Below are 21,876 nucleotides of genomic sequence, written 5' to 3' on the forward strand. Positions count from 1 at the left end.
CACCCCCCAGGTCATCCGTTCGACAGGGGGACACAGTCATGCCGGGCCCGGAGGCCAGCGGCCCTCTTGCAGGACCGCGAAAAACATAACGGGGGGCGGAAACCCTGACGAGGCCCGAAGCGCTCGCCAAGATCGCTCTTGCGGGTCAGCGGAAGGCCGCTCGGCCCCACTTGCTCCCGGCCGCGCAGGGCGCGGTGCCGCGGCACCCGTTACGGGGCGGTGGCCACCGGTCGACCCGATCGCCCGGCCCTCCTGGCCTGGCCGCGCCGGGCCGGACTCCCAATCTCCCGGAACCAGGAGAATGAAGTCTCGCGTGTCATCCGCTCACGCACCTGTTGAAATTCGCCCGCGAGGTCACTCAGCAGATTCAGCAGGCCCTTCAAATGGGACTGGTCGTGTACCCGCGGCACTCGCCGCCGGGCACACGACCAGGAACGTGAGGTCAGATCCGCTCCAGCCCGCCCGAAAGAGCTTCCAGCTCCTCGTCGTTGACCTCGGGGCTGGGCTCCTCCGACGCGGTTTCCGGCGCAATCTTCTGAGTGTCGCTCATGTGTCTCTTCTCCTAGTGGTGTTGACAGTCTGAAGTTCTGTCAGAAGTCCTCAAGGAATACCTTTCGGACTCCCGGAAGATCACTTCTCTCGGGTGAGATGAGTCGAACTTAGAGACACCCTGAAGTGGTCGACAAGCCCTTTCCGACAGTTACTCCGTTGCATGCATGACCGCGGCTCCAACGCTTCATCGATCCGTGTCACCATCACCTGCACTTCTGGCACGTCGGCCGGGCGCGTACTGAAACCGGTGCCACGCCGACGTGGTGCGGCACGTTGTTCGCTGTCGGCCCGGACCCGTCCAGCGCCCGGGCGTCCGCCCCTCACCCCGGCACCGATCCGTGCAACCGCCCCGGCCAACTCGGACAGAGGCGCTGCCGTTCTCCCGGAAAGCCCGGCCGTCCGTTCCTCCCGGCTTAGGCTGCGGGCCCAGCGACAGTCCGATCGACGGGACTGCTCATTAGCCCGCAACCAGCTCTTCGAGAGGAGCGCCCAGATGTTCCTCGGTATGGCCATCGACGCAGCCGGCTGCCACCCGGAGTCCCGGTGGTATTCGCCCGTCGATCCGCTGAGCCCCGGGCACTATCCACAACTTGTGCAGGAAGCCGAACGGGGTTGCTTCGACTTCGTGACGCTGGACGACTCCATGGCGCTCCCGGACGGACCTTCCGCCGCCGATGGGCTTCCGGACGCGGTGACCGTGCTTGCCGCGGTCGCTCCGCTGACCACCACCATCGGCCTGGTGCCCACAGTGACGACCACGCACTGCGAGCCCGTGCACGTGTCCAGGGCACTGGCCACGCTCGACCACATCAGCCAGGGCCGCGCCGGTTGGCGCCGACGAATGGTCACGGCGGAGGCCGAAGCCGCGCACTTCGGGCCCGAGCCGCCCGTCGGCCTGAATGAACTGCGCGCAGAGGAAGCCGAGTTCACCGAAGTGGTCACCAAGCTCTGGGACAGCTGGGAGGACGGTGCGGAGATCAGAGAGGTGGCGGCCGGGCGCTTCCTCGACCGGTCTAAGCTCCACCACATCGACCATGCCGGACGACACTTCCGCATCAAGGGCCCGTCGAACGTACCGCGACCGCCGCAGGGCCACCCTGTCCTCGCGGTCGACCTCGATCCGCGGAGAGACCGGGTCAGCGCTCACGACGCCGACATGGTGTTCGTCGATGTCCGTGATGCACTGGACGCGCGAGCACGGGTGGAAGCACGCACCAGGGTCATCGGCGAGCTGGAGATACTGTTCGACGGTGACCACGGCGTGTCCAGCTGGGACTGCCGTACCGGCGAAGCCGCGTCGCGCCGCTTCAGGTTCGCTGGATCACCGATCGAACTCGCTGATCTACTGGGCGACATGTGGGGTTCCGGGAATGTCGACGGATTCCACCTCCGCCCCGCGTTCCTGCCTGCCACCCTGTCCCGGTTCGTCGCGGAGGTCGTCCCGATCCTGCGCCGGCGGTCCTTGCTCCGCCCTCCTCAGGGAACCTCACTGCGCGAGCGGCTCGGCCTGCCCGAGAAGGCCCCGAACGTGTTCCCGGTCTGAAAGGTGGCCCCCTCGATGAGCAAGCCCGTCAAACAGATGCACCTCGCCGCACTCTTTCCCGTCAACCACCTGACCGTCTGGCGCGATCCGCGCGCCGGGAGTCAGGTTGAGTTCGCTTCCTACTCTCACCTGGCCCGCACCGCGGAGCGGGGCAAGTTCGATGTCTTCCTCCTCGCCGACTTCCCGCGACTGGTGGAGCACCGCGCCGAGATCTCCGATGTCGGCGTCGCCGGCCAGCTGGACCAGATCACAGTGCTGTCGGCGTTGGCATCCGTGACGAACCGGATAGGGCTGGCCGCCACCGTCAACGCCACCTTCAACGAGCCCTTCGACGCGGCCCGCAGGCTGGCCACCCTGGACCACCTATCCGGCGGCAGATGCGGCTGGAACGTCGTGACCACTCCTGACGCCTGGACGGGCGAGAACTTCCGCCGTGGCGGCTATCTGCCGCACGCCGACCGCTACCTTCGGGCAGCGGAGTTCGTCGACGTCGCCAGGATCCTGTGGGGCAGTTGGGGATCGCACGGAGCCACCCGGTTCCACCACGAAGGGGCGCACTTCCGCGTCGACGGACGGTTCACCGTACCGACCAGCCCCCAGGTGTACCCACTGACCATCCAGGCAGGGGACTCGGAGCAGGGCCGGGAGTTCGCGGCCGCGACAGCAGAAATGATCTACAGCCGCCGTCTGGGCCTGGCCGGCCAGGCCTTCTACTCGGACGTCAAGCGCAGACTGGCCCGCTACGGTCGTGCCCCGGAGCACGTGAAGATTATGCCCGGGGTGTCGTTCATCCTCGGCGACACCGATGAGGATGCCAGGGAGAACGCCGAACTCATGCAACGGCAGGCAGTGAGCCCGCAGCTCGCGATCTGGTACCTGGAACGCACCTGGGGACGCGACCTGTCGGCCTACGACCCTGACGGACCGCTGCCTGATGTCGACCCCGATCCCGAGGCGGCACCTCCCGACTGGCCGGGGCTGGCCGACGCCGCGGTGCGCTTGCGCCGGGTGCAGAAGTGGCGGGCCTTCGCCGCCGAGCAGAACCTCGGCATCCGGGAGCTCGTGATGAAGCTGACAGCAGGCAGGCCCTTCATCGGCACACCCGCTCGCGTGGCGGAGCAGATGAACGACTACGTCCAGTCGGACGGTGCCGACGGATTCGTGGTGGTGCCCCGATTCGCCCCCGGCGGACTGGACGACTTCGTCGACCAAGTGGTACCCGAACTCCAGAACCGTGGCGTCTTCCGCACCGAGTACACGGACCACACCCTGCGCGGACACTTCGGGCTTCCAGCGCCCTCCGAGCACCTGCAGAAGGCGCTCCGCCGAACGGCCGCCGGAGTCGGCTCTGTTCGGACCGGGGCAGCGAAGCCGTGATCCGAGCCGGGCGGCACCTCCGGCCAACTACGTGCCACTCTCGACCCAGCAACTGAAGCCGCGGCAGGCGGTGTCGTCGTCAGGCCGGTTCATGCTGCTGTGGCCGCTGTCGGCCCGCACCAGGGAGCATGAACAACCGTACGGCGCGGACCACCCGGATTTTCGTGGAACAGCCGCCGCACGGTCGAATCGATCAACACCGGCCTGCCATCGACCGCCACGTCCACCAGACGTCGCTGGTAGCGGCTGTGCACAGGGCGCGAGGCCGTCCCGAAGCCGGGACACGGCAGACTCCGTTGAGAAATCCGCAAACCGACTGCCTTGATCAGGGGTTGGCAGGCCAGGTGTGAGGTTCTGGTCTCGCCGAGCGGGGTGCCGGTGATCCAGGCGTCGAGTCGGATGATGTCGATCGCGGTGGCGGCGAGGATGTGGCCGAGGTGGGTCTTGGGCAGGCCGGTGCAGCGGGTCCGGCGGATGCGGGTGCGGGTGCGCCACGCTGCCTGGGAGATGGTGCCTTCCACCCCGGCCCGGGTGGTGTAGCGCCGCTGCCACTCGTCGGTGAGCTGCTCACGGCGCCGGACCTCCAGGGCTTCCTGCTGGTCCTGGGGCAGCAGGGTCAGGCTGTGGCCCCACTGGCCGTTCGCGGCCTTGAACGTCACGTCACTTGTCGCCGATGCCCAGCAATATCTTGTCGACCATCCGGGTGGTCGACCGCCCGTCGACATAGGGAAGGATCACTGTCCGGCCGCCCCAGCCGTCGACCAGGGCCGCCTCGGGCACGTCGTCCACCCTGTAGTCGCCGCCCTTGACGTAGATGTCGGGCCTGATCCGACGCAGCGCCTCCTCCGGCGTGGACTCCGCGAAGACCACCACCCCGTCCACGGAGGCCAGCGACCCCAGGACCGCTGCCCGGTCCCCGACCGTGACGATCGGGCGCTGCGGTCCCTTCAGCCGACGGACGGAGTCGTCGTCGTTGAGGCACACCACCAGGCAGTCGCCCAGCAGGCGGGCGTTCTCGAGAAGTGCGATGTGACCGGCGTGCAGCAGATCGAAGCAGCCGCCAGTCGCCACCACGGTGCCGCCGGCGGCGCGCACTCGGGCGACCACCTCCAGCGGGTCGGCGGGTTCGGTGCCCGGTTCCTCTGCCGCCGTACCCGCCATCCAGCTGGTCGCGCCGCCAGCCGCCACGAACTCCTCGGCGGCCCGGACGGCGCCGGTGACCGCCTCCGAGAGCAGCGCGCCGCCCGCGAGCAGCGCGGTGGCCGACGCGGCGAAACAGTCACCGGCGCCGCAAGTGTCCGCCGCGACGATGCGCCGCCCGGGAACGGCGAGGGGGGAGGACTTCGCCGTGTCCAGCAGGAGGGCGCCGTCGGCCCCCCGTGTGACGGCGACGCCGGCGGCCTTCCAGATGTCGATGAGCTGCCGACCGCGCTCAATGTCCGACCGCAGGTCCGTGCCTGCGCTCCCGGGCGCGAAGCCGGTCGCCTCCTTGCGGTTCGGGGTGACCAGCCGGGCACCGGGGACTGGCCGGGCCCCGCGCGGGTGCGGGTCCCAGACCATCGGCGTCGCAGTAGCGGCGGCAGCGAGGGCCGCCCGGACGGAGGCGTCCTCGGTGAGCCCGCGCCCGTAGTCCGAGACCAGGACGGCGCTCGCGCCGACCACCAGCGCGTGTTCATCGTCGGTGAGGGCGCGGCGCAGTCCGGACACAGCCTCGGGGGCTTGGCTGAACATCAGCACCGTTCGGCCGTCGGCACGGACTCGGCTCTTCACCGGTGTCGGCCCGGCGAGCCCGAGGTCGAGCACCCGGATACCGGCGTCTCGTAGCAGCCCGCCGAGATCCCGGCCTTCCCGGTCGTCGGACAACGCCGTCACCAGGGTGACCGGCCGTGCGCTGCGAGCGGCGAGCACCGCGGCGAGCCCGGCACCGCCAGGCCGCGAACAGACCTCGACGCGGTCGACGACGACAACTGGCGCTTCTGGGGAGACTCTGTCCACCATGCCCAGCAGGTCCCGGTCCAGGAGCGCGTCACCAACCACAACCAGCCCGCCTGGTGCTGTGGGCGTGGCCGCCGCGGGGGTCACCGGCGGGCAGACGCCGAGCGCGATGTCGACACTGGCACAGAGGATGTGCACAGCCACCAGGTGGCATTCCTGGACGGTCGCAGTGGGACCGTCCGCGCAGACCGCCTCGTCGGCGAGTTCGGTGAGCGGGTTCGGCACCGTGCCGGTGAGTGCCCAGACCGTCAGGCCCCTCTCGTGGGCCGCCTCAGCCGCTCGCAGGACGTTTCTACTACGGCCGGATGTCGACAACAGCAGCAGGATGTCCCCGGGTCGACCGTGGGCCCGAACCTGGCGAGCGAAGACTTCGTCGTACCCGTAGTCGTTGCCGATGGCCGTGACTGCCGAGGTCTCGGCGTGCAGGGCGATCGCCGACAGCGGCTGACGGTCGTCCCGGAGTCGTCCGACCAGCTCCGAGGTGAGGTGCTGGGCCTCTGCCGCCGAACCGCCGTTGCCGGCCGCCAGCAGGCGCCCGCCACGCTGGAGCCGCGTGGCCAACTCGCGGCCCCAGGCCTGCAGCCGCTCGGCCTCCAGCACGGCGAGCGCCTGCTGGAGGTGCTCGATGTGGTCGGTGCCGTTGGCGAGCGGCTTCGGATGGTGCGGGGTACTGCTCGCGCCTATCACGAGGAATCTCCTGGTTGTCTGGACGGCGACTGGTCGGGGCGGGCCGACTCAAGGCCGGTGTGGCGAGTGGTGTCAATCGTCGTCAGCAGGGGGGCTGGTCCGGGGTGTCGCGCGTGGCGGCCACAACCTCATCGCGCGGTTCTCAGCCAGGATGTTCCCAACTGGGCGGCGCCCGGCCGCGCCTGCCTCCACCGCGGCGGGGCTTTGGTGAAATGCCGGCACCTACACCTCGAGGCTGCCTGCGGCCCATGCCCCCTGAAACCCGTTGTGCGCCTCCGCAACGGGGTTGTCGTGAAGGCGCTGCGTCAGGTGGCCGTCCTCGGCCGGCACGTTGAGTCCGAGGAGCGAGTTCCGCCGCCGTGCCGGTGGTGGTTGAAGGCGGTTGTCGCGTCGAAGCGCCAGTCGGGACAGTTGCGCATTCCGCCGGCGAGGAAGGCCTTCGTCTCCTCGGCCCGGGGTGCGTATTCCTGCATGGACTCGATGACTCGCACCTGTGCGGTCTTCATCATGCGCCGCTCTCTGCTGGTGACGGGACGAGGGGAATTCAGGAGTGGATGTACCTGGTACGTTCCGGGGCCTCCGCGACCTCCAGACGCTGAACCACGGGGTTGCGCTTGCCACCCGCGGTGAGCACGAACCTGCCCTCCGGCCGGTGGCGGAGGCGGAAACCCTGACGAGGCCCGAAGTGCTCGCCAAGCCGCGAGTTCACGGACCGCACCGTCGCCACCGCGGAGGCCGAGGCACCCTCCGTGACGAGGTCGAGCAGACCGGGTTCGTGCTGCACCACCTGGAAGTCCGGCAGCCCGGCGGCACAGAGCGCAGCCAGCAGCGCATACGGTGAGTAGGCCGCCCCATCGACCCCCACCAGGCAGCTCCCGGACCGGCCGAGCAGACCATCGGTCACCGTCCCCGGGAGTCCGCAGTCACAGGTGGTGGGCCGGGGCGCCAGATCGCCCGTTACGTAGCGGATCACCGGCATGGGAGTGGAGAGCAGCTGGGTGAGGACGATCTCGCCCACCGCGTCGTCCCCCGCCGGGGTGATCTCCGGCAGGACGAAGTCGTCCTGGAAGTGCATCCGTCCGTTGCGGCACTCCCAGGCCGCGTAGCCGGTTTCCGAAGTGGCGTAGAGCATCGTCACCTGGCAGTCGAAGGTCTCCTCGACCAGGCGGCGACCGCTGTCGGGCATGTGCTCGTAGGTGGCGATGACGCCCTGCGGCCGAAGCCGGATGCCGCGTTCGGCACAGTAGCGGGCCAATGCGATCACCCGGCTCGACGAACCGGTGACCAGGTCGACCGGGAATCGGCCCACCACGGCCTCGTAGTCGGCGACGATCCCGGGTGAATCGGGGTCGAAGCCGCCGAGGTTGCACTTGACATAGGGGCGCGGCAGCATCATCGGCTCGAGCAGCGGCGTGCCCCCGAAGAGCAGTCCTACGTTGAGGGCCGTACCGCTTTCCGGGAGGCCGAGGTAGGCGCTGAAGCGCTCCCGGATCACGCTGTTCGACAGACCGCCGGTCTCCGCGGTGGAGAGCAGGGCGACCGGCTGGCCGGTGCTGCCGCTGGTCTGGGTGAGGAAGAAGCGACCAGGCTCCATCAGGCCGGTCGCATCACGGCTGATGGAGTCGACGAAGTGATCGCGGAGATCGCTCTTGCGGGTCAGCGGAAAGTCGCTCAGCCCCACCTGCTCCCGGCCGCGCAGTGCGCGGTACCGCGGCACCCGTTCCTGGGCGGTGGCCAGCAGCCGGCCCAGTCGCTCGGCCCCCCTGTCCTGGTCGTACCGGGCCAGCCCCTCTATCTCCTGGCGCTCCTCCCGGAACCAGGAGGATGACGTCTTGCGTGCCATCCGCTCACGCATCTGTTGGAAGTCGTAAGCGAGGTCACTCGGCAGATTCAACACAGCCCTCCACATGGATTCATGGCACAGCCCTCGGGTGGGGCTGGTCGTGTGCCTGCGGCACACGACCAGGGACGTGAAATCACATCAGTTCGCGGCCACCCGAGAAAGCCTCCAGCGCCTCATCACCGACACCCGGCAGCCGACTCGTCGGACACGGTCACCGGGGTGACCTGTTGGGTTTCACTCGTGAAGTGCCAGGTGAGTTCCCGGTAGATACCCGATGGGACATTCCGCGAATTCGTCTCTCGGTGAGACGATCCGAACCTAGGCCGCCCGGGAAGCGTCTACAAGATCCTTCCCGCACTTGCTCCGGAGCGTGCAGAACAACAGGAGAATCGTGTCATCGATTCATGTCACGGATATCGGATTCCGTCGGCGCCGCCGTCATCGCCCAGGCCGCCCAAGGACACAACGCCCAGGCGTAGAACGACACCAGCCGGTCACTCCGCAGACCCCACCCTCCGCGACCCGACGCCGCCGACGCCGCCGACACCAGCAGCGTTCTTCGGCCGATCAGCACGGCACAGCCCGCCCCTTGGAACGACATCCGCGCCTCCATCCTCCGGCTCGCCAACCAAACCTCGGCCAGACGACGTGGCCGAATACCACGTGTGGCCCGCCCATGTCACCGTCGCTGGGTGGACGCGCACGCCGGGGCGCCTGCGGTGCAGGCGCCCCGGCATCGGTCAGCGGTGGATCTGGTAGGCGCGGGTCACCATCTGCTCGATGGTGTTGCCATCGGCATCGGTGGCCTGCACGCGCAGCGACACGAAGCCCGCGTTCGCGGGGTTGCCGATCGTGCCGTTGAGGCCACCGTCGAGGCGGACCTGCCGCCAGTTGGTGCCGTCGTCGTACGAGGCCCACAGCTTCGCCCCGGCAAGCTTCAGACCGTTCAGGCCCTTGGGGTAGCGCACGCCCAGTCCGATGCGGGTGGTGGAGTGCGGCCGGGCGCTGTTGGCCTGGTCGACGTCGAGTCGGTAGTCGACCGACAGGACGGGGAGCAGGGTCAGTCCTTCCTTCCCCTCGGAGTGGAAGCGCCAGTCGGTACGCACCTTGGTGGAGGTCGTCCAGCCGGGGGCGTCCCGCTGCACGTCGGTGACCACGCGGTATTCAGCGCGCTGTGCCGTCATCGGGAAGGCGACCGGCGCCGAACGGATGCTGCCGAGGAGCTGGCCGTCCCGGTAGACGGTGGACAGCGCCTTGTCGCTGCCGGCTTCGGCGGAGAAGGACTGGTCCGGCGCGGTGTCGAGCAGACCGCCCGACGCCACCACACCGACGTCGCCCTGCCGGACGGCCGAGTTGGACTGTGCGTCCGGCAGCGCGGTGCGGACCACGGCCTTGTTCCAGTCGCGGTGCACGCGCTGTCCGGCCTTGAGCGTCGAGGTGTTCGTCAGCTTCCAGGAGCCGTCCGACGTCCACACGGGACCTGCCTTCACCGCTTCCCAGGTGGGCACGTTCGCGGAGACGTACTCGGTCCGGGAGCGCGGCAGGACCACCCGGTCGAAGCCGAAGTACGCCGTCGGCTGCATCGGCGAGCGCGTCAGCCGGGCGTATCCGCCTTCGGTGGCCGGCGTCGAGGCGTGGAACGAGGAGTCCACGGTGGCCAGTTCCTCGTCGCGTACCCGGTAGCGCTGGTCGGCGGGGATGCCGCCCTTGCGGTACTTCAGCAGCTCGTAGGAGTACGGGCTCACCGCCGTACCGGAGATCCTGATCATGGCGTTGTCCAGGGCCGCCAGCTCCTCGCCCTGGGCGCCGGAGAGGGTCATCGCCGGGATCTTGGTGGCCGTCGGGCCCCAGTTGCCTGCGAGCCAGTTCTCGGGGATGTCGTTGTAGATGAGGATGGCGAGCGCACCGGCGCTCGCGGCGTCGTCGACCTGCTCTCCCACCGTGCGCTCGGCGCTCCGCTTCACCAGGGCGAGCTTGCCCCGGACGCCCTCGCCGGCCTTTGCCACGCGCAGGACGCGGGTGCCGTCGATACGTGCGGAGCCCGTCCAGCCCTCCAGGTAGGCCGCGTCCAGGGTCCGGTTGCCGTGCCCGACGAGGCGGGCGTCGAGTGCGGGTGCGCCGAGCGACCAGCCGACGCGCGATTCGAAGCGCTCGTTCGCGGTCTGCGACGGGATGGAGTACACGGCCGTCTCGCCGTCCAGCCACGTCTCGCGGTCGTGGATGAGGTCACCGTCCACGGCCTGGAAGTTCAGGCCGATGCGGGCGTGGTTGGTCTCCGTCGGCCGGGAGGTGGTCATGGTGACCGGGCCGGCCTTGGCGCCGTCCAGGGTGAAGGTCCGATCGGAGTCGATCATCGTGCCCGGCTGGGCGGCGTAGGTGTACTCCTCCAGCCGGCTCCAGTCGGAGGTGTAGTGGAAGATCTCCGAGATGAAGGCGTGCTCGCCGCGCGGTACCCGCACCACGACGGTCCCGTCCGCTGCGACCGGGTACGTCTCGGGCAGTTCGTGGCGGCCCAGCTGCCAGGCGGTGACCGCGGCGATGCCGCTCGTCGGCTTGCCGTCGCGGTCGAGCACCTTCAGCGTGACGTCGAAGCGCTGTACGTCCCGGCCGAAGCCGACCGCCGTCACTGCCGCCGTCCGTCCGTCGGCGGAAACCGCGGTGACGTGCGCGCCGTGGGATCCGGTCGTCACGCCGACGGTGTTGAGGGTGAGGTCGACCTCGGCGGTGCCGTGCGCCGGCACGGTCACCGAGTCGGCTCCCAGGCTGAGCACTCCGGCCGGCAGTTCCTCTCCCGCGTTCTCGACCTTCAGGGCGAGGGTGACCGGCTGGTCGCCGTCGTTGACGTACTCGATCTTCTTCCCGACCGGGGCGGTGGCGTCCCAGTCCCGCAGCCCGAAGTCGGCCGTACCGCTGGCCGATACGGGCTGCCGGAGTGCGCGTGCCACGTCCACGCGGCCGGCGCCCTGGGCGTAGACGGAGGTGGCGGCGGTGGTCTTGGCCGTACTGATCAGCTGGCTCTTCAAACGGGCCGGCGTCCAGTCGGGGTGGCGCTGCGCGAGGATCGCGGCGGCGCCGGCCACGTGCGGCGTGGCCATGGAGGTGCCACTCGCGGTGGTGTACGAGCCGTCCACCGGTGTGCCCATCGTCGTGCCGGCGGCGCGGGCGGCGACGATCCGCGAGCCCGGCGCGGTGATCTCCGGCTTGAGCCCGCCGTTACCCCCTCGTGGGCCCCGGCTGGAGAAGTCGGTGACCGCGTCGGTGGAGTCCACGGCGCCGACCGTCAAGGCCGCGTCGGCGGCTCCGGGTGAGCCGACGGACGTCGCCGCGGGGCCGCTGTTGCCCGCCGCGATGGTGAACAACACGCCGGTCTGCGCCGTCAGTTCGTTGACCGCCATCGACATGGGGTCGGTGCCGTCGGCGCCTTCCGAGCCGCCCAGGCTCATGGAGATGACCTTCGCCCCCGAATGCGCGGCCCAGTCCATCCCTTCGATGATCGAGGATTCCGAGCCGCTGCCGCCGTCGTCGAGCACCTTGCCCACGATCAGTCCGGCGCCCGGTGCCACGCCCCGGTACTTCCCGCCGGAGGCGGCCCCGCTTCCCAGGATGGTGGAGGCGACGTGGGTGCCGTGGCCGTGGCCGTCGCGCGCCGTCTCGCCGGGGACGAAGCTGCGGCTTTCCACGATGCGGTCGGCGAGGTCGGGGTGGGTGGCGTCGACACCGGTGTCCAGCACCGCGACCTTCACGCCGGTGCCGTCGAAACCGTCCTTCCACGCCTCCGGGGCGCCGATCTGCGGGACGCTCCTGTCGAGGAGCGCCTTGACCTGCCCGTCCAGCCAGAGGCGCTGGACGCCGCCCGACAGACGGGCCTTGGGCGTACCTGCGCGGGCGCTGTCGTCGTCGACGGCCTCCCAGAACGCGGCGCCCTTGCGCTTGTCGGCGCTGACGGCGGCTCCGCGTACGCCGGGAAGTTTCCGTGTGAGGCGGGCTCCGCCGGGTGCGGTGTCCCTGGCCCCGGACGCGTAGCGCACGATCATCGGGGTCGACGCGTGGTGGGCATCGTCGTACCCCTGGGCGATGAGCTGGGTGACGTTGAACAGCCGGCCGTCCACCTGACCGTTGTGCACCAGAGCTTCGACGTCGCGCGGAATCACGTACACATCGGTGCCGACGGTGTACGTCCGCAGCTCGGCCGCACTGCGGTGGTACGGGGTGATGTTGACGGCGAGGGTCTTGCCCGCCCTCGTGGCCACCGTCACCTGGTCTCCGGTGACGAGGGTGACCTTCGCGGTGCGGACTTCTGCTAGGGACGGGGTGGTTACCGCGTCCTTCCCGGTCTTCGGCGCGGGGGTGGCACCGTACACCAGGCCGCCGCCGGCCACGGTGGTGGCCATGGTGGTCGCCAAGGTGAAGCTGAGCAGTGCGGCTCTTCGCCTGAAACGCATGCTGAACGCTCTCCTTCCGCCGGCAGGGAGGGTTCCGCGACCGGCGGGTCAAGCCTCGACAGGGAGGGGCACCGACGCTACGGCCGCGCCTGTCGAAAAAGTGACATGTCCGCTCGCCGACACTTCGCGCATATCGAAGTCGGATGGTCGTCGTGCGTGATAACGCGGACATCGTCCCCGGTGTGCGGGTGTGGTTAGATCACGCTGTGTCCGGTGGGTGGTACATCGGTTGGGGTGGGTGGGGGCGTCGTGAGAGGCGGACACGTGCTGGAGGCCGCGGGGATCGAGGCGGGGGAGGAGCGGGTGTACCGCTTCCTCGTCGGGGTGCGTGAGGCTGATGCCGCAGTGATCGCGGAGCAGCTGGGGCTCGAAGTGGCGCAGGCACACAGGCTGTTGGCATCGCTCCACGACAAGGGGCTGGTGGGGCGGGTGGCCGTTTCGCCGGTGGGGGGCGCGGTGCGCTATGTACCGGTGGCGCCCGATGCAGCGCTGCGTCCGCTGCTGCTGCGTGGGCATGAGGCGCTGGAGTCGGCGCGGCGGGGGGTGGAGCAGCTCACCGAGGAGTACCGGGCCGGGGGGCGGCGGCATGACGCGGGGCAGCTTGTCGAGGTGATCACGGGGGCGAGTGTGATCAGGCAGCGGCTGCGTCATATGGCGTACGGGGCCAGTGAGATGCGGTGGCTCTGCAAGGCCGGCCATGTGGCCATGCCTGCGGCGGAGAACGACGAGGAGTGGGAGCTGCTCGCCCGTGGGGTGCGGTACGAGGCCATCTACGAGCGCGCGCTGCTGGAGGAGCCCGGCATGGTCGACAACGTCGCCCGGAGCATCCGCGCGGGTGAGCAGGCGCGGGCTACCGGGACGCTGCCGGTGCGGATGGTGATCGCGGACGGTTCGATCGCCATCTGCCCGCTGATGCACGGCGGTTCGGGTGGTTCGCTGGGTGAGCCGACGGCCGCGGTGGTACACGGCAGCAGCCTGCTCGACGCGCTGATCGCGCTGTTCGAGAGCCAGTGGGCGGCGGCGTCGCCGCTGCACGTCACGGACTCCGGCGGGCTGGCCGACTTCGGCGGCAGTCCGCGGCCCGGTACGAACGTCGCCGACGACGAGCGGTATCTGCTGTCCCTGGTCGTCGCCGGGGTCGCGGACAAGGCGATCGCCTCGCAGCTACGGGTCAGCCAGCGCACGGTGCAGCGCCGGATCCAGGTGCTGATGCAGCGCGCCGGCGCCGCGACGCGGACGCAGTTGGTGTGGCAGGCGGCGCGAAGGGGGTGGCTGTCGTGAGAGGGGTGGCTGTCATGAAGCAGCGAACCTGTTCTTCCAGCTGATCTGCGGCACGCTATGCACGCGCATTCGTAATCGTGACCAGCAACAAACCGTTCGGCCGCTGGGGAGAGGTCTTCGGCGACGACACCGTCGCCGCCGCCATGATCGACCGCCTCGTCCATCACGCCGATGTGCTCTCCTTGAAGGGAGAATCCTACCGGCTCAAAGACCGCGACGTCGGCCGCACACCAAGCGCGGCAACCGGGTGAACAAGTACACCACGGGGTCAGAAGTCACCGGCCCCGAAGGGGCCCAGGTTCAAAGGCCGCCGACACCCCACAGCAGTGAGCCCTACGGCCCGATACCAGTGGCTCAAGGCCGGAGACGGATGAGCGGTTGTCGGACCGGATCGCGGTCGGGCTGCTGACACGTACGTTTCCGCCGGAGCTGGTGGACCGAGTGGTTGCCCGGTGCGGGCGGGAGGGGACGCAGAGAGCGCACGCAACGGGGAGCGTCGGAGGGCACATCACCCCAGGTCAGCGCACCCGGCCTCGCGGTTTCAGCGCCACCGGCGGCAGTGCGGGAGCAGGCAGCCGGCCGCCGTCGTAGCCGTGCACCTCACCAAAGCGGGAGCCCTCCGCCCACGCTTGCCGGGCCTCCTCGATCTCCTCGTGGGACCGTCCGATGAAGTTCCACCACATGACGATCTCCTCCTCGAACGGCTCGCCGCCGAGGAGCATGAGGCCCGCGTCGGTGTCCCCGCGCAAGGGGAGTTCGGTACGGCCGCAGCCGAGGTAGAGCATCGAACCGGGAAGCACGGGCACGCCGTCGACCTCGGCCTGACCGGACATGGAGAGCACCGCGTACTCGAAGTCCGGGTCGAGCGGCAGCCCGGCCTCGGCACCGGCGGTCAGGGCGATGTCGGCGCCGACGATCGGGGTGTACGCGGTGCCGGGCGAGGTGGTGCCGTCGAGTTCGCCCAGGATCAGGGTGGCGGTGAGGCCCGGGGCCGAGACGGCCGGCAGGTCGGTGTGGTGCTGGAAGTGGGGCTCCACGTGGCGGTGGGCGTCGGGCAGCGCGACCCAGAGCTGGGCGCCGTGCAGAAACCTCGCGTGGGACTTCGGGCTCTCCTCGGAGTGGCTGATGGCCCGGCCGGAGGTCATCAGGCCCAGTTCGCGCGGACGGATCGTACGGAGACTGCCGAGGCTGTCCCGGTGCAGGACCTCGCCGTCGTGCAGCCAGCTGACCGTCTGCAGACCCATGTGAGGGTGGGGCGGCACCTGCATCCCGGGTTCGCCCGCGATGTCGTCGGGGCCGTAATGATCGACGAAGGCCCAGGCACCGACCATCCGGCGGCCCAGGTTGGGCAGCAGTCTGCGGACCTCGGTGGACTCGCCCAGCCGGACATGGCGAGGGGTGAGGAGTTCGCGTACGGGCTCGGCGACGACGAAGCCACGTCCCCCGCAGACGGAGAGTGCGGCCTGGCGATCGAGATTACTCATGGCGCTCAACCTATTCCTGTGCGGGGCCGGGGATGACGGTACCCACGCCGACATTTTAGTGGAATATTCAACCACCATGCCGTGTTGCGGCCATTGCGGGATGACCGGGCGGGAGCCGGGTCAGTGGCTGGACGGAGCCGGGCGCGATCCGGGGACGGTCCATGACGGAGGAGGTCAAGTGAGCGACACCTACTACGAGTTCGGCACGGCTGCCGACCGCTGGAACCGTGCGCAGATGTTCTTCGAGGCGAAGGAGTACATGACCGCGGCCCGGATCCTGGAAGGGCTGGTCGAGGAGGTCCCGGAGCAGGTGTCGCCGCGTCTGCTGCTGGCCCGGACCTACTACCACTCGGCACGGCTCGGCAGGGCCGAGGCGGAGCTGCGGGCGGTACTGGAGCGCGACCCGGTGGAGCACTACGCGCGGCTGATGCTCGGCCGCACGCTTGAGCGCCAGGGTCGGAGCGCGGAGGCAGCCGGTCATCTGCGGATGGCGGCGGTGTTCTCCGGAGACTTCGACTTCGACTCCGGTTCAGGCCGGACGATCTCCCCGGAGCCTTCCGACGGGTGAGCCCGGGAAGGCCCCGACGGGGTCGCGCCCCACGCCTCCGGCCGGTGGGATCCCGGCCGGACCATTCAATTCGGATGCCGGCCGCCCGTCCCGCGTGATACTTCACTCGCTCATGACCGACCTAGAGACCCCACGCCTCCTGCTCCACCCGATGAACGCCTCCGACGCCTTGCATGTGAGGGCGGGCGCACCGGGGGACGGGGCACACTGGGCGCCCGGCTACCCCTCCCCCGGCGAGAAGGCCGCGGCCGAGCGCTTTCTCGACACCTGCGCGCGGACCGGTGATCCCAGCCCCTTCGGCTCGTACGAGATACGCCGCCGCGAGGACGGCCAGGTGATCGGCGGGATGGGGTTCCACGGCGCGCCCGACGAGAACGGGAACGTCACGATCGGTTATGGCCTCGTCCCCTCGGCCCGGGGGATGGGCTACGCCTCCGAGGCCTTGCGCGCCCTGCTCCGGTTCGCCCGCGAGCAGGGTGTGAGCCGTGTGCACGGTGACGCCGACCTGGACAACATCGCGTCGCAGCGCGTCATGGAAGCCGTCGGTATGCGCCTGGTGAAGGAGGACGGGACATTGAAGTACTACCGGATCGAGTGGGGCCCGCGGGCCGAGGAGTGAGCCGGTGGCCGCCGGGCCCGCGGTGACGGGTCCGGCCGTCGGCCCGGCCCGCGCACGGCAAACGCCGGAACCCCGCCGGGAGCTCCCGGCGGGGTTCCGGTCGACGGCCTGCCCGCATATGCCGTGTGTCGTGCCGGTCAGCCGGCCGCAGTGGCCGCCCGGTTCGCGCCGCTGTTCGCGGCCGTGGCGGTGCCGGTTCCCGGTACGAGAAGCCGGTCCGTCAGATAGCCGAAGAAGAGGCCGAAGGTCGTCCAGAGGGTGGCCTGCACGGCGAGGGTGCTCAGACGGAACTCCCACAGCAGGGCGGCCGGGAAGTCCTTGCCGACTTCGTTGTACGAGGGCAGGAACACATAGGCGAGCCCGATCACCAGGACGTAGGCCGCGGACGCCGCGATCGTCGCGTTCCAGTTGCCCAGACGGGGAGCCAGCCGTCTGCCGAGGATGACCGCGGCGACTGCCAGCAGCACACTGAGGGCGACCATCAGGAAGAACAGTGCGGTACGTCTGCCGATGGTGTCGGGATTGCCGACGGCCGGCGGGTTGGCCGGGTACTTCAGGAACGGCACGACGTACACCGTCAGCAGAGCCGCACCCGCGATCAGCGCGGCCGTGGCCCGGGGGCCGAATCTGCCGATCCGGCCGAGGGCGTAGCAGAAGACGAGGGCGGCGATGCCGCCGATCGCCACACCGAAGACGAGCACACCGGTGGCGAGGCCGGCGGTGGACTGCATGGTGCGGCTGACCAGTTCCTCGCCGCCGTCGTGGTGATGGCTGTGCGACTCCTCCAGCGCGATGGCCGCGTCCACACGCGACTCACCGAGGAAGTAGGCGACGAGCAGAGCGAGCGCACCCGCGGCGAGGCCGGCCAGCATGCCGCGGACGAGCAGGGCTCTGACAGATATGGAGTTCATGAGGGTTCCCCTGGATCGAACGGTACGTCAGTGGCAGGGGAAACCGAGGAGGTGGCGGCCGTCGTGGACCCACTCGTGGACACCTTCGCCGGAGATGACCGCGGTGGCGCCCTGCTCGGCGCCGACGAAGTACAGCAGTACGAGCATGAGGATGCCGAAGAAGACCGCCCAGGGGGCAATGGCCTTCAGGGAGATGGGAGCGATCGCCGGTACGGCGGTGGCGGGGGCAGCAGTCTGTGCCATGGCAGAACCTCCTGAGGGAACACGCGTCCCGATCGTGGTGCCTGAGACGTGGGTGCTGGGTCTGACTTCCCGCACAGGTACGGGTTCACAGTGGCGCGACCGTGCCGGATTCTCACCGGACTTCCGTCACACCTACGTCATGTTCGCCGTGACCATACCGCTTGGGGACAGGCACCGCCATGGTGCCGGTGACCGGGCAGGATCGCCCTGATGCCATGGTGGGCACAGAGGGGCCGAAGTTCAGGGAGTCGAGCGGGTCATGACGGTACAGGTGATGTTGATCTCACCGGCGCTCAACGCCGCGCTGCGCGAGGCCCGTTTCGACAGCGACGCGCCGCTCGATGCGGCGGGGGCCCGCCGGGCCAGGGCCGCCGCGGCAGCGGTGCCCGCCACCGACCGGCAGCTGCGCGGGCCGTCCGAGCGGTGCGCCGGGACCGCTGACGCGCTGGGGCTGCGCGCCGGGCCCGAACCGGCCGTCCGCGGCTGGGACATGGGCCGCTGGAGCGGTCGGCGGCTGGCGGCGGTCGGCGCCGAGGAGCCGGAGTCGGTGTCGGCGTGGCTCACCGACCCCTCGGCGGCTCCCCATGGCGGCGAGTCCCTGCTGGAGCTCTGTTCCCGGGCCGGACGCTGGCTGGAGACGCTGGAGTCCGCCGGGGGCGAGGCGGGCCTCCGCGTGCTGGGCGTCGTCGAGCCGGCAGTGGTGCGGGCGGTGATCGTCGGGGCGCTCGCCCTGCCGCCGGAAGCGTTCTGGCGGCTGGACGTCGCCCCACTGACCCTGACCGGGCTCAGCGGCCGGTCCGGCCGGTGGAACCTGCGGTGCGGACAGCCGCTGTCCCCCGCGCCGGCCGACTGATCCCGTCGCTGAATGCAAGAAGTGTGGTCCATACCAAGCCCTTGACACCGTGTTGGTTCACTTCTTAAATCGCATACAGAACCAAGACCTCTCCCTGCTCCCCCACAACGGGTCTTTGTCATATGCATGGCAATCACTCGACCACTCTGTTCCGCACGGGAAGGACCCCCATGACCTCCCCCCGCCTCCCCCGCCGACTGCTCCTGTCCGCGCTCTGCGCACTCTCCGCACTCACCCTCGTCCCGGCCTCTTCCGGGCTCGCGGCAGGAGTGCCCGGACCGCGGGTCGCGGCAGCGGCGTTCACCGATGACTTCGACGGCCCCGCGGGCTCTGCCGTGGACGGCGCCAAGTGGCAGATCGAGACCGGCGACAACGTCAACAACCATGAACGGCAGTACTACACGGCCGGGAACAGCAACGCGGCGCTCGACGGTCAGGGTCATCTGGTCATCACGGCGCGCCGCGAGAATCCGAACAACTACCAGTGCTGGTACGGGACCTGCGAGTACACCTCGGCACGGCTGAACACCGCCGGCCGGTTCACCCGGACGTACGGACACGTCGAGGCGAGGATGAAGGTGCCGCGCGGTCAGGGCATGTGGCCGGCCTTCTGGATGCTGGGCGACGACATCGGCCAGGTCGGCTGGCCGAACTCGGGCGAGATCGACGTCATGGAGAACGTCGGCTTCGAACCGTCCACGGTCCACGGCACCTTGCACGGTCCGGGCTACTCCGGCTCCGGTGGCATCGGCGCCGCCTACACCCTGCCCGGCGGCCAGGCGTTCGCCGACGACTTCCACACCTTCGCCGTCGACTGGGCGCCCGGCTCGGTGACCTGGTCGGTGGACGGAAACGTCTTCCAGCGCCGTACGCCCGCCGACCTCGGCGGCAACAACTGGGTGTTCGACAAGCCCTTCTTCCTGATCCTCAACCTCGCGGTCGGCGGCTACTGGCCCGGCGACCCGGACGGCAGCACCTCCTTCCCGCAGCAGCTCGTCGTCGACCATGTGCGGGTCACCACCAGCGATCTCCGGCCGCCTGTCTGACCGTTCGGCCCGACTGGCCGGGCCCGGCCCTGCGGTCGAGCCCGGCCAGTCGGCCCTGCCGGTGAGTCCTGGTCACAGCATCCGCAACGACTGGTTGCGACCGCCCCGCCCGCCGAGGATGGCGATCGACTCGGGGAGGTGGCGGGAATGCCGGCGAAACGTGTCGTGGCCGGGGACGATCCCGTGCTGCGATTTCGCGGAGCGGTGTCGTTGCAGCACGGACCGGGCTGGGTCGCGCCCTGGCGGGTGCCCCACCAGGAGGCGGAACTGCATCTGCCGGAGGGCGGGATCTGTGTGGTTCTTCGCGAGCGGTGCCTTCGGAACGCTCGTCCAGACGCTGCTGGTATCGTCGCGGCCGGAGCTGGGGGCGACGTCCAGTTCCTGGAACAGCGCGACGCTGTACGCGGGTACGGCGGTCGGCGTCTCGGTGGCGGGTACCTTCGCGCACGCGAACACCGGCACCGCGGTCGTCGGCGGCGGTCTCGCGGCGCTGGCCGGGCTGACCACGCTGCCGCTGGTGGGCCGCCTGCGCCCGGTGCCGGCAGAGGAGGCCGGGCAGGCCGATTCCGCACCGGCCGAGCCCAGCCGGAAGGCGGCGGCGGTGGGTCTCGGCCCCGAGCATCTGCACCGCCGCCCCGACCAGCTCTCCGGCGGCCAGTGCCAACGCGTCGCCATCGCGCGGGCCCTCGCCCCGTCCCCCGGCATCCTGGTGTGCGACGAGCCGGTCTCGGCGCTCGACGCCTCGGTGCGGGAACAGGTCATGGATCTACTGGACGATCTCCAACGGCGCCTGGGAACCGCCTTGTTGTTCGTCTCGCACGATCTGTCGGTGATCCGGCGGATCAGTGACCGGGTGCTGGTGATGAAGGACGCGGAGGTGGTGGAGGAGGGCTCGGCCGAGGAGGTGTTCGACGCGCCGCGGCATCCGTACACGAAATCGTTGCTCGCGGCCGTCCTCACGGCCGGCCCACCTCGGGGGGCTACGCGTCCCGGTACGCCTCCAGCAGGCGCAGCCAGACCTCGCTGATCGTCGGATACGCGGGAACGGCGTGCCACAGCCGGTCGATGGGGACCTCGCCCGAGACCGCGATCGTCGCCGAGTGCAGCAGCTCGCCGATGCCCGGTCCGACGAAGCTGACCCCGAGCAGGATCTCCCGGTCGAGGTCCACGATCATGCGGGCGCGGCCCCGGTAGCCGTCCGCGTACAGGCCGGAGCCGGCCACCGCGGCGAAGTCCTGGTCGACGGCGCGTACCCGGTGGCCCGCCCGCTCGGCCTCGGCGAGCGTGAGGCCGACCGAGGCGGCCTCCGGGTCGGTGAAGACGACCTGGGGGACGGCCGCGTGGTCGGCGGTGGCGGCGTGGGCGCCCCAGCGGTCGGTCTCCAGCAGCGGTACGCCGGCGGCGCGGGCGGCGATCGCGGCGCCCGCGATGCGTGCCTGGTACTTGCCCTGGTGGGTGAGGAGCGCCCGGTGGTTGACGTCACCGACCGCGTAGAGCCAGGTGGTGCCTTCGACGCGGCAGCTGTCGTCGACGGTGAGCCAGGATCCGGGCTCCAGGCCCACCGTTTCCAGTCCGAGGTCGTCGGTGCGCGGGGCCCGGCCGGTGGCGAAGAGGATCTCGTCGGCCTCGAGGTGTCCGCCGCCCACCAGTTCCACGGTGACCGGGCCGTCCGGGACCGTGCGCCGTACGGAGGCGACCGAGACCCCGGTGCGGATGTCGGCGCCCGCCTCGGTGAGGGCCTGCCCGACCAGTTCGCCGGCGAAGGGTTCCATCCTCGGCAGGAGCCCCTTGCCGCGGATCAGCATCGTCACCCGGGCGCCGAGGGCCTGCCAGACGGTGGCCATCTCCACTCCGACCACGCCACCGCCGACGATCACGAGGCGGCCGGGCACCTTCTTGGCGCTCGTCGCCTCCCGGCTGGTCCAGGGGCGGGCCCCCTCGATGCCGGGCAGGTCGGGGACGACGGCGCGGCTGCCGGTGCAGACGGCGACGGCCTGGCGGGCGGTGAGCCGGTGCTCCGTGCCGTCGGGCGCGGTGACGGACACCGCCTTCTTGCCGGTGAGCCTGCCCTGGCCCCGGTAGATATCCGCGCCGATGCCCTCCAGCCAGGCGACCTGTCCGTCGTCCTTCCAGTGCGATGCGTACGTGTCACGGTGGGCGAGGACCGCCGCGGTGTCCAGCGGCCCCTGCACGGCGTCGCTGAGACCCGGGACGCGGCGGGCGTCGGCGCGGGCGACCACCGGGCGCAGCAGGGCCTTGCTGGGCATGCAGGCCCAGTAGGAGCATTCGCCGCCGATGAGTTCCGCCTCGACGACGGCGGCGCTCAGCCCGGCGGCGGGGGGGAGGGGGGGGGGGGGGGGCCCCCCCACACCCACCCCCACCCCCCACACACCACCCCCTACCGTCCCGGAAAAACACATCGCGTGGACAAG

Annotated in this window: 18 protein-coding genes and 1 pseudogene; 10 read left to right on the forward strand and 9 right to left on the reverse strand. The window is 70.2% G+C overall.

Features of this window, described 5'->3' with window-relative positions:
* Positions 1–1,045 precede the first annotated feature (1,045 nt).
* Both ACFVX4_RS23010 and ACFVX4_RS23015 read left to right on the forward strand, forming a co-directional pair.
* Positions 1,046–2,095, forward strand: a complete 1,050-nt coding sequence (locus ACFVX4_RS23010; protein ID WP_389980326.1) for an LLM class flavin-dependent oxidoreductase — start codon at positions 1,046–1,048, stop codon at positions 2,093–2,095.
* Between the two features lie 15 nt (positions 2,096–2,110).
* Positions 2,111–3,472, forward strand: coding sequence for an NtaA/DmoA family FMN-dependent monooxygenase (locus ACFVX4_RS23015; RefSeq protein WP_389980328.1), 1,362 nt, complete (start codon positions 2,111–2,113; stop codon positions 3,470–3,472).
* Between the two features lie 89 nt (positions 3,473–3,561).
* Here ACFVX4_RS23015 and ACFVX4_RS23020 read toward each other — a convergent pair whose 3' ends face one another.
* The 5 genes from ACFVX4_RS23020 to ACFVX4_RS23040 all read right to left on the reverse strand — a co-directional run bounded on the left by ACFVX4_RS23020 (position 3,562) and on the right by ACFVX4_RS23040 (position 12,439).
* A complete protein-coding gene (locus ACFVX4_RS23020) occupies positions 3,562–4,131 on the reverse strand; it encodes a transposase (RefSeq protein WP_389980330.1) in 570 nt (189 codons plus the stop codon).
* A gap of 1 nt (position 4,132) precedes the next feature.
* The gene (gene rfaE2, locus ACFVX4_RS23025; RefSeq protein WP_389980332.1) at positions 4,133–6,154 is read right to left on the reverse strand and encodes a D-glycero-beta-D-manno-heptose 1-phosphate adenylyltransferase; all 2,022 of its coding nucleotides are present in this window, start codon (positions 6,152–6,154) and stop codon (positions 4,133–4,135) included.
* A gap of 305 nt (positions 6,155–6,459) precedes the next feature.
* Positions 6,460–6,663: a hypothetical protein gene (locus ACFVX4_RS23030; protein ID WP_389980334.1), complete on the reverse strand. Its 204-nt coding sequence runs from the start codon at positions 6,661–6,663 to the stop codon at positions 6,460–6,462.
* 35 nt (positions 6,664–6,698) lie between these two features.
* Entirely contained in the window at positions 6,699–8,048 is a 1,350-nt protein-coding gene (locus tag ACFVX4_RS23035) for a phenylacetate--CoA ligase family protein (RefSeq protein ID WP_389980335.1), read from the reverse strand.
* A 689-nt stretch (positions 8,049–8,737) separates the two neighbouring features.
* Complete coding sequence (locus tag ACFVX4_RS23040; RefSeq protein WP_389980337.1) at positions 8,738–12,439, reverse strand: S8 family serine peptidase; 3,702 nt, start codon at positions 12,437–12,439, stop codon at positions 8,738–8,740.
* 264 nt (positions 12,440–12,703) lie between these two features.
* Between ACFVX4_RS23040 and ACFVX4_RS23045 the strand changes: the two genes are divergently transcribed.
* Both ACFVX4_RS23045 and ACFVX4_RS23050 read left to right on the forward strand, forming a co-directional pair.
* Positions 12,704–13,720 carry a helix-turn-helix domain-containing protein gene (locus ACFVX4_RS23045; protein WP_389980596.1) on the forward strand — a complete coding sequence of 339 codons (1,017 nt, stop codon included), beginning with the start codon at positions 12,704–12,706 and terminating at the stop codon, positions 13,718–13,720.
* Between the two features lie 77 nt (positions 13,721–13,797).
* Positions 13,798–13,971, forward strand: a complete 174-nt coding sequence (locus ACFVX4_RS23050; RefSeq protein ID WP_389980339.1) for an ATP-binding protein — start codon at positions 13,798–13,800, stop codon at positions 13,969–13,971.
* A gap of 267 nt (positions 13,972–14,238) precedes the next feature.
* On the opposite strand, the gene ACFVX4_RS23055 is transcribed toward ACFVX4_RS23050, so the two are convergent.
* Complete coding sequence (locus ACFVX4_RS23055) at positions 14,239–15,204, reverse strand: pirin family protein (protein WP_389980341.1); 966 nt, start codon at positions 15,202–15,204, stop codon at positions 14,239–14,241.
* A gap of 178 nt (positions 15,205–15,382) precedes the next feature.
* On the opposite strand from ACFVX4_RS23055, the gene ACFVX4_RS23060 reads away from it, so the two are divergent.
* On the forward strand, positions 15,383–15,772 hold the full coding sequence (locus tag ACFVX4_RS23060) for a tetratricopeptide repeat protein (RefSeq protein WP_389980343.1): 390 nt from the start codon (positions 15,383–15,385) through the stop codon (positions 15,770–15,772).
* A 112-nt stretch (positions 15,773–15,884) separates the two neighbouring features.
* Entirely contained in the window at positions 15,885–16,391 is a 507-nt protein-coding gene (locus ACFVX4_RS23065; RefSeq protein ID WP_389980345.1) for a GNAT family N-acetyltransferase, read from the forward strand.
* A gap of 137 nt (positions 16,392–16,528) precedes the next feature.
* On the opposite strand, the gene ACFVX4_RS23070 is transcribed toward ACFVX4_RS23065, so the two are convergent.
* Both ACFVX4_RS23070 and ACFVX4_RS23075 read right to left on the reverse strand, forming a co-directional pair.
* Positions 16,529–17,302: a CbtA family protein gene (locus tag ACFVX4_RS23070; protein WP_389980347.1), complete on the reverse strand. Its 774-nt coding sequence runs from the start codon at positions 17,300–17,302 to the stop codon at positions 16,529–16,531.
* Positions 17,303–17,329: 27 nt separating this feature from the next.
* Positions 17,330–17,545 (reverse strand): CbtB-domain containing protein, encoded by a 216-nt coding sequence (locus ACFVX4_RS23075; protein ID WP_389980349.1) that lies wholly within the window; start codon positions 17,543–17,545, stop codon positions 17,330–17,332.
* A 259-nt stretch (positions 17,546–17,804) separates the two neighbouring features.
* On the opposite strand from ACFVX4_RS23075, the gene ACFVX4_RS23080 reads away from it, so the two are divergent.
* From ACFVX4_RS23080 to ACFVX4_RS23095, 4 genes and pseudogenes are all read left to right on the forward strand, one after another.
* Positions 17,805–18,398: a histidine phosphatase family protein gene (locus ACFVX4_RS23080; RefSeq protein ID WP_389980351.1), complete on the forward strand. Its 594-nt coding sequence runs from the start codon at positions 17,805–17,807 to the stop codon at positions 18,396–18,398.
* A 170-nt stretch (positions 18,399–18,568) separates the two neighbouring features.
* Positions 18,569–19,444, forward strand: coding sequence for a family 16 glycosylhydrolase (locus ACFVX4_RS23085; protein ID WP_389980353.1), 876 nt, complete (start codon positions 18,569–18,571; stop codon positions 19,442–19,444).
* Positions 19,445–19,591: 147 nt separating this feature from the next.
* A pseudogene (locus tag ACFVX4_RS23090) lies at positions 19,592–19,687 on the forward strand (hypothetical protein); the annotation flags it as partial.
* A gap of 49 nt (positions 19,688–19,736) precedes the next feature.
* Complete coding sequence (locus ACFVX4_RS23095) at positions 19,737–20,471, forward strand: ATP-binding cassette domain-containing protein (RefSeq protein ID WP_389980355.1); 735 nt, start codon at positions 19,737–19,739, stop codon at positions 20,469–20,471.
* On the opposite strand, the gene ACFVX4_RS23100 is transcribed toward ACFVX4_RS23095, so the two are convergent.
* Positions 20,425–21,834, reverse strand: coding sequence for a dihydrolipoyl dehydrogenase family protein (locus ACFVX4_RS23100; protein WP_389980598.1), 1,410 nt, complete (start codon positions 21,832–21,834; stop codon positions 20,425–20,427). The genes ACFVX4_RS23095 and ACFVX4_RS23100 overlap by 47 nt on opposite strands.
* Between the last annotated feature and the right edge of the window lie 42 nt (positions 21,835–21,876).

Source organism: Streptomyces sp. NPDC058240 (assembly GCF_042882135.1).
Lineage (GTDB): Bacteria > Actinomycetota > Actinomycetes > Streptomycetales > Streptomycetaceae > Streptomyces.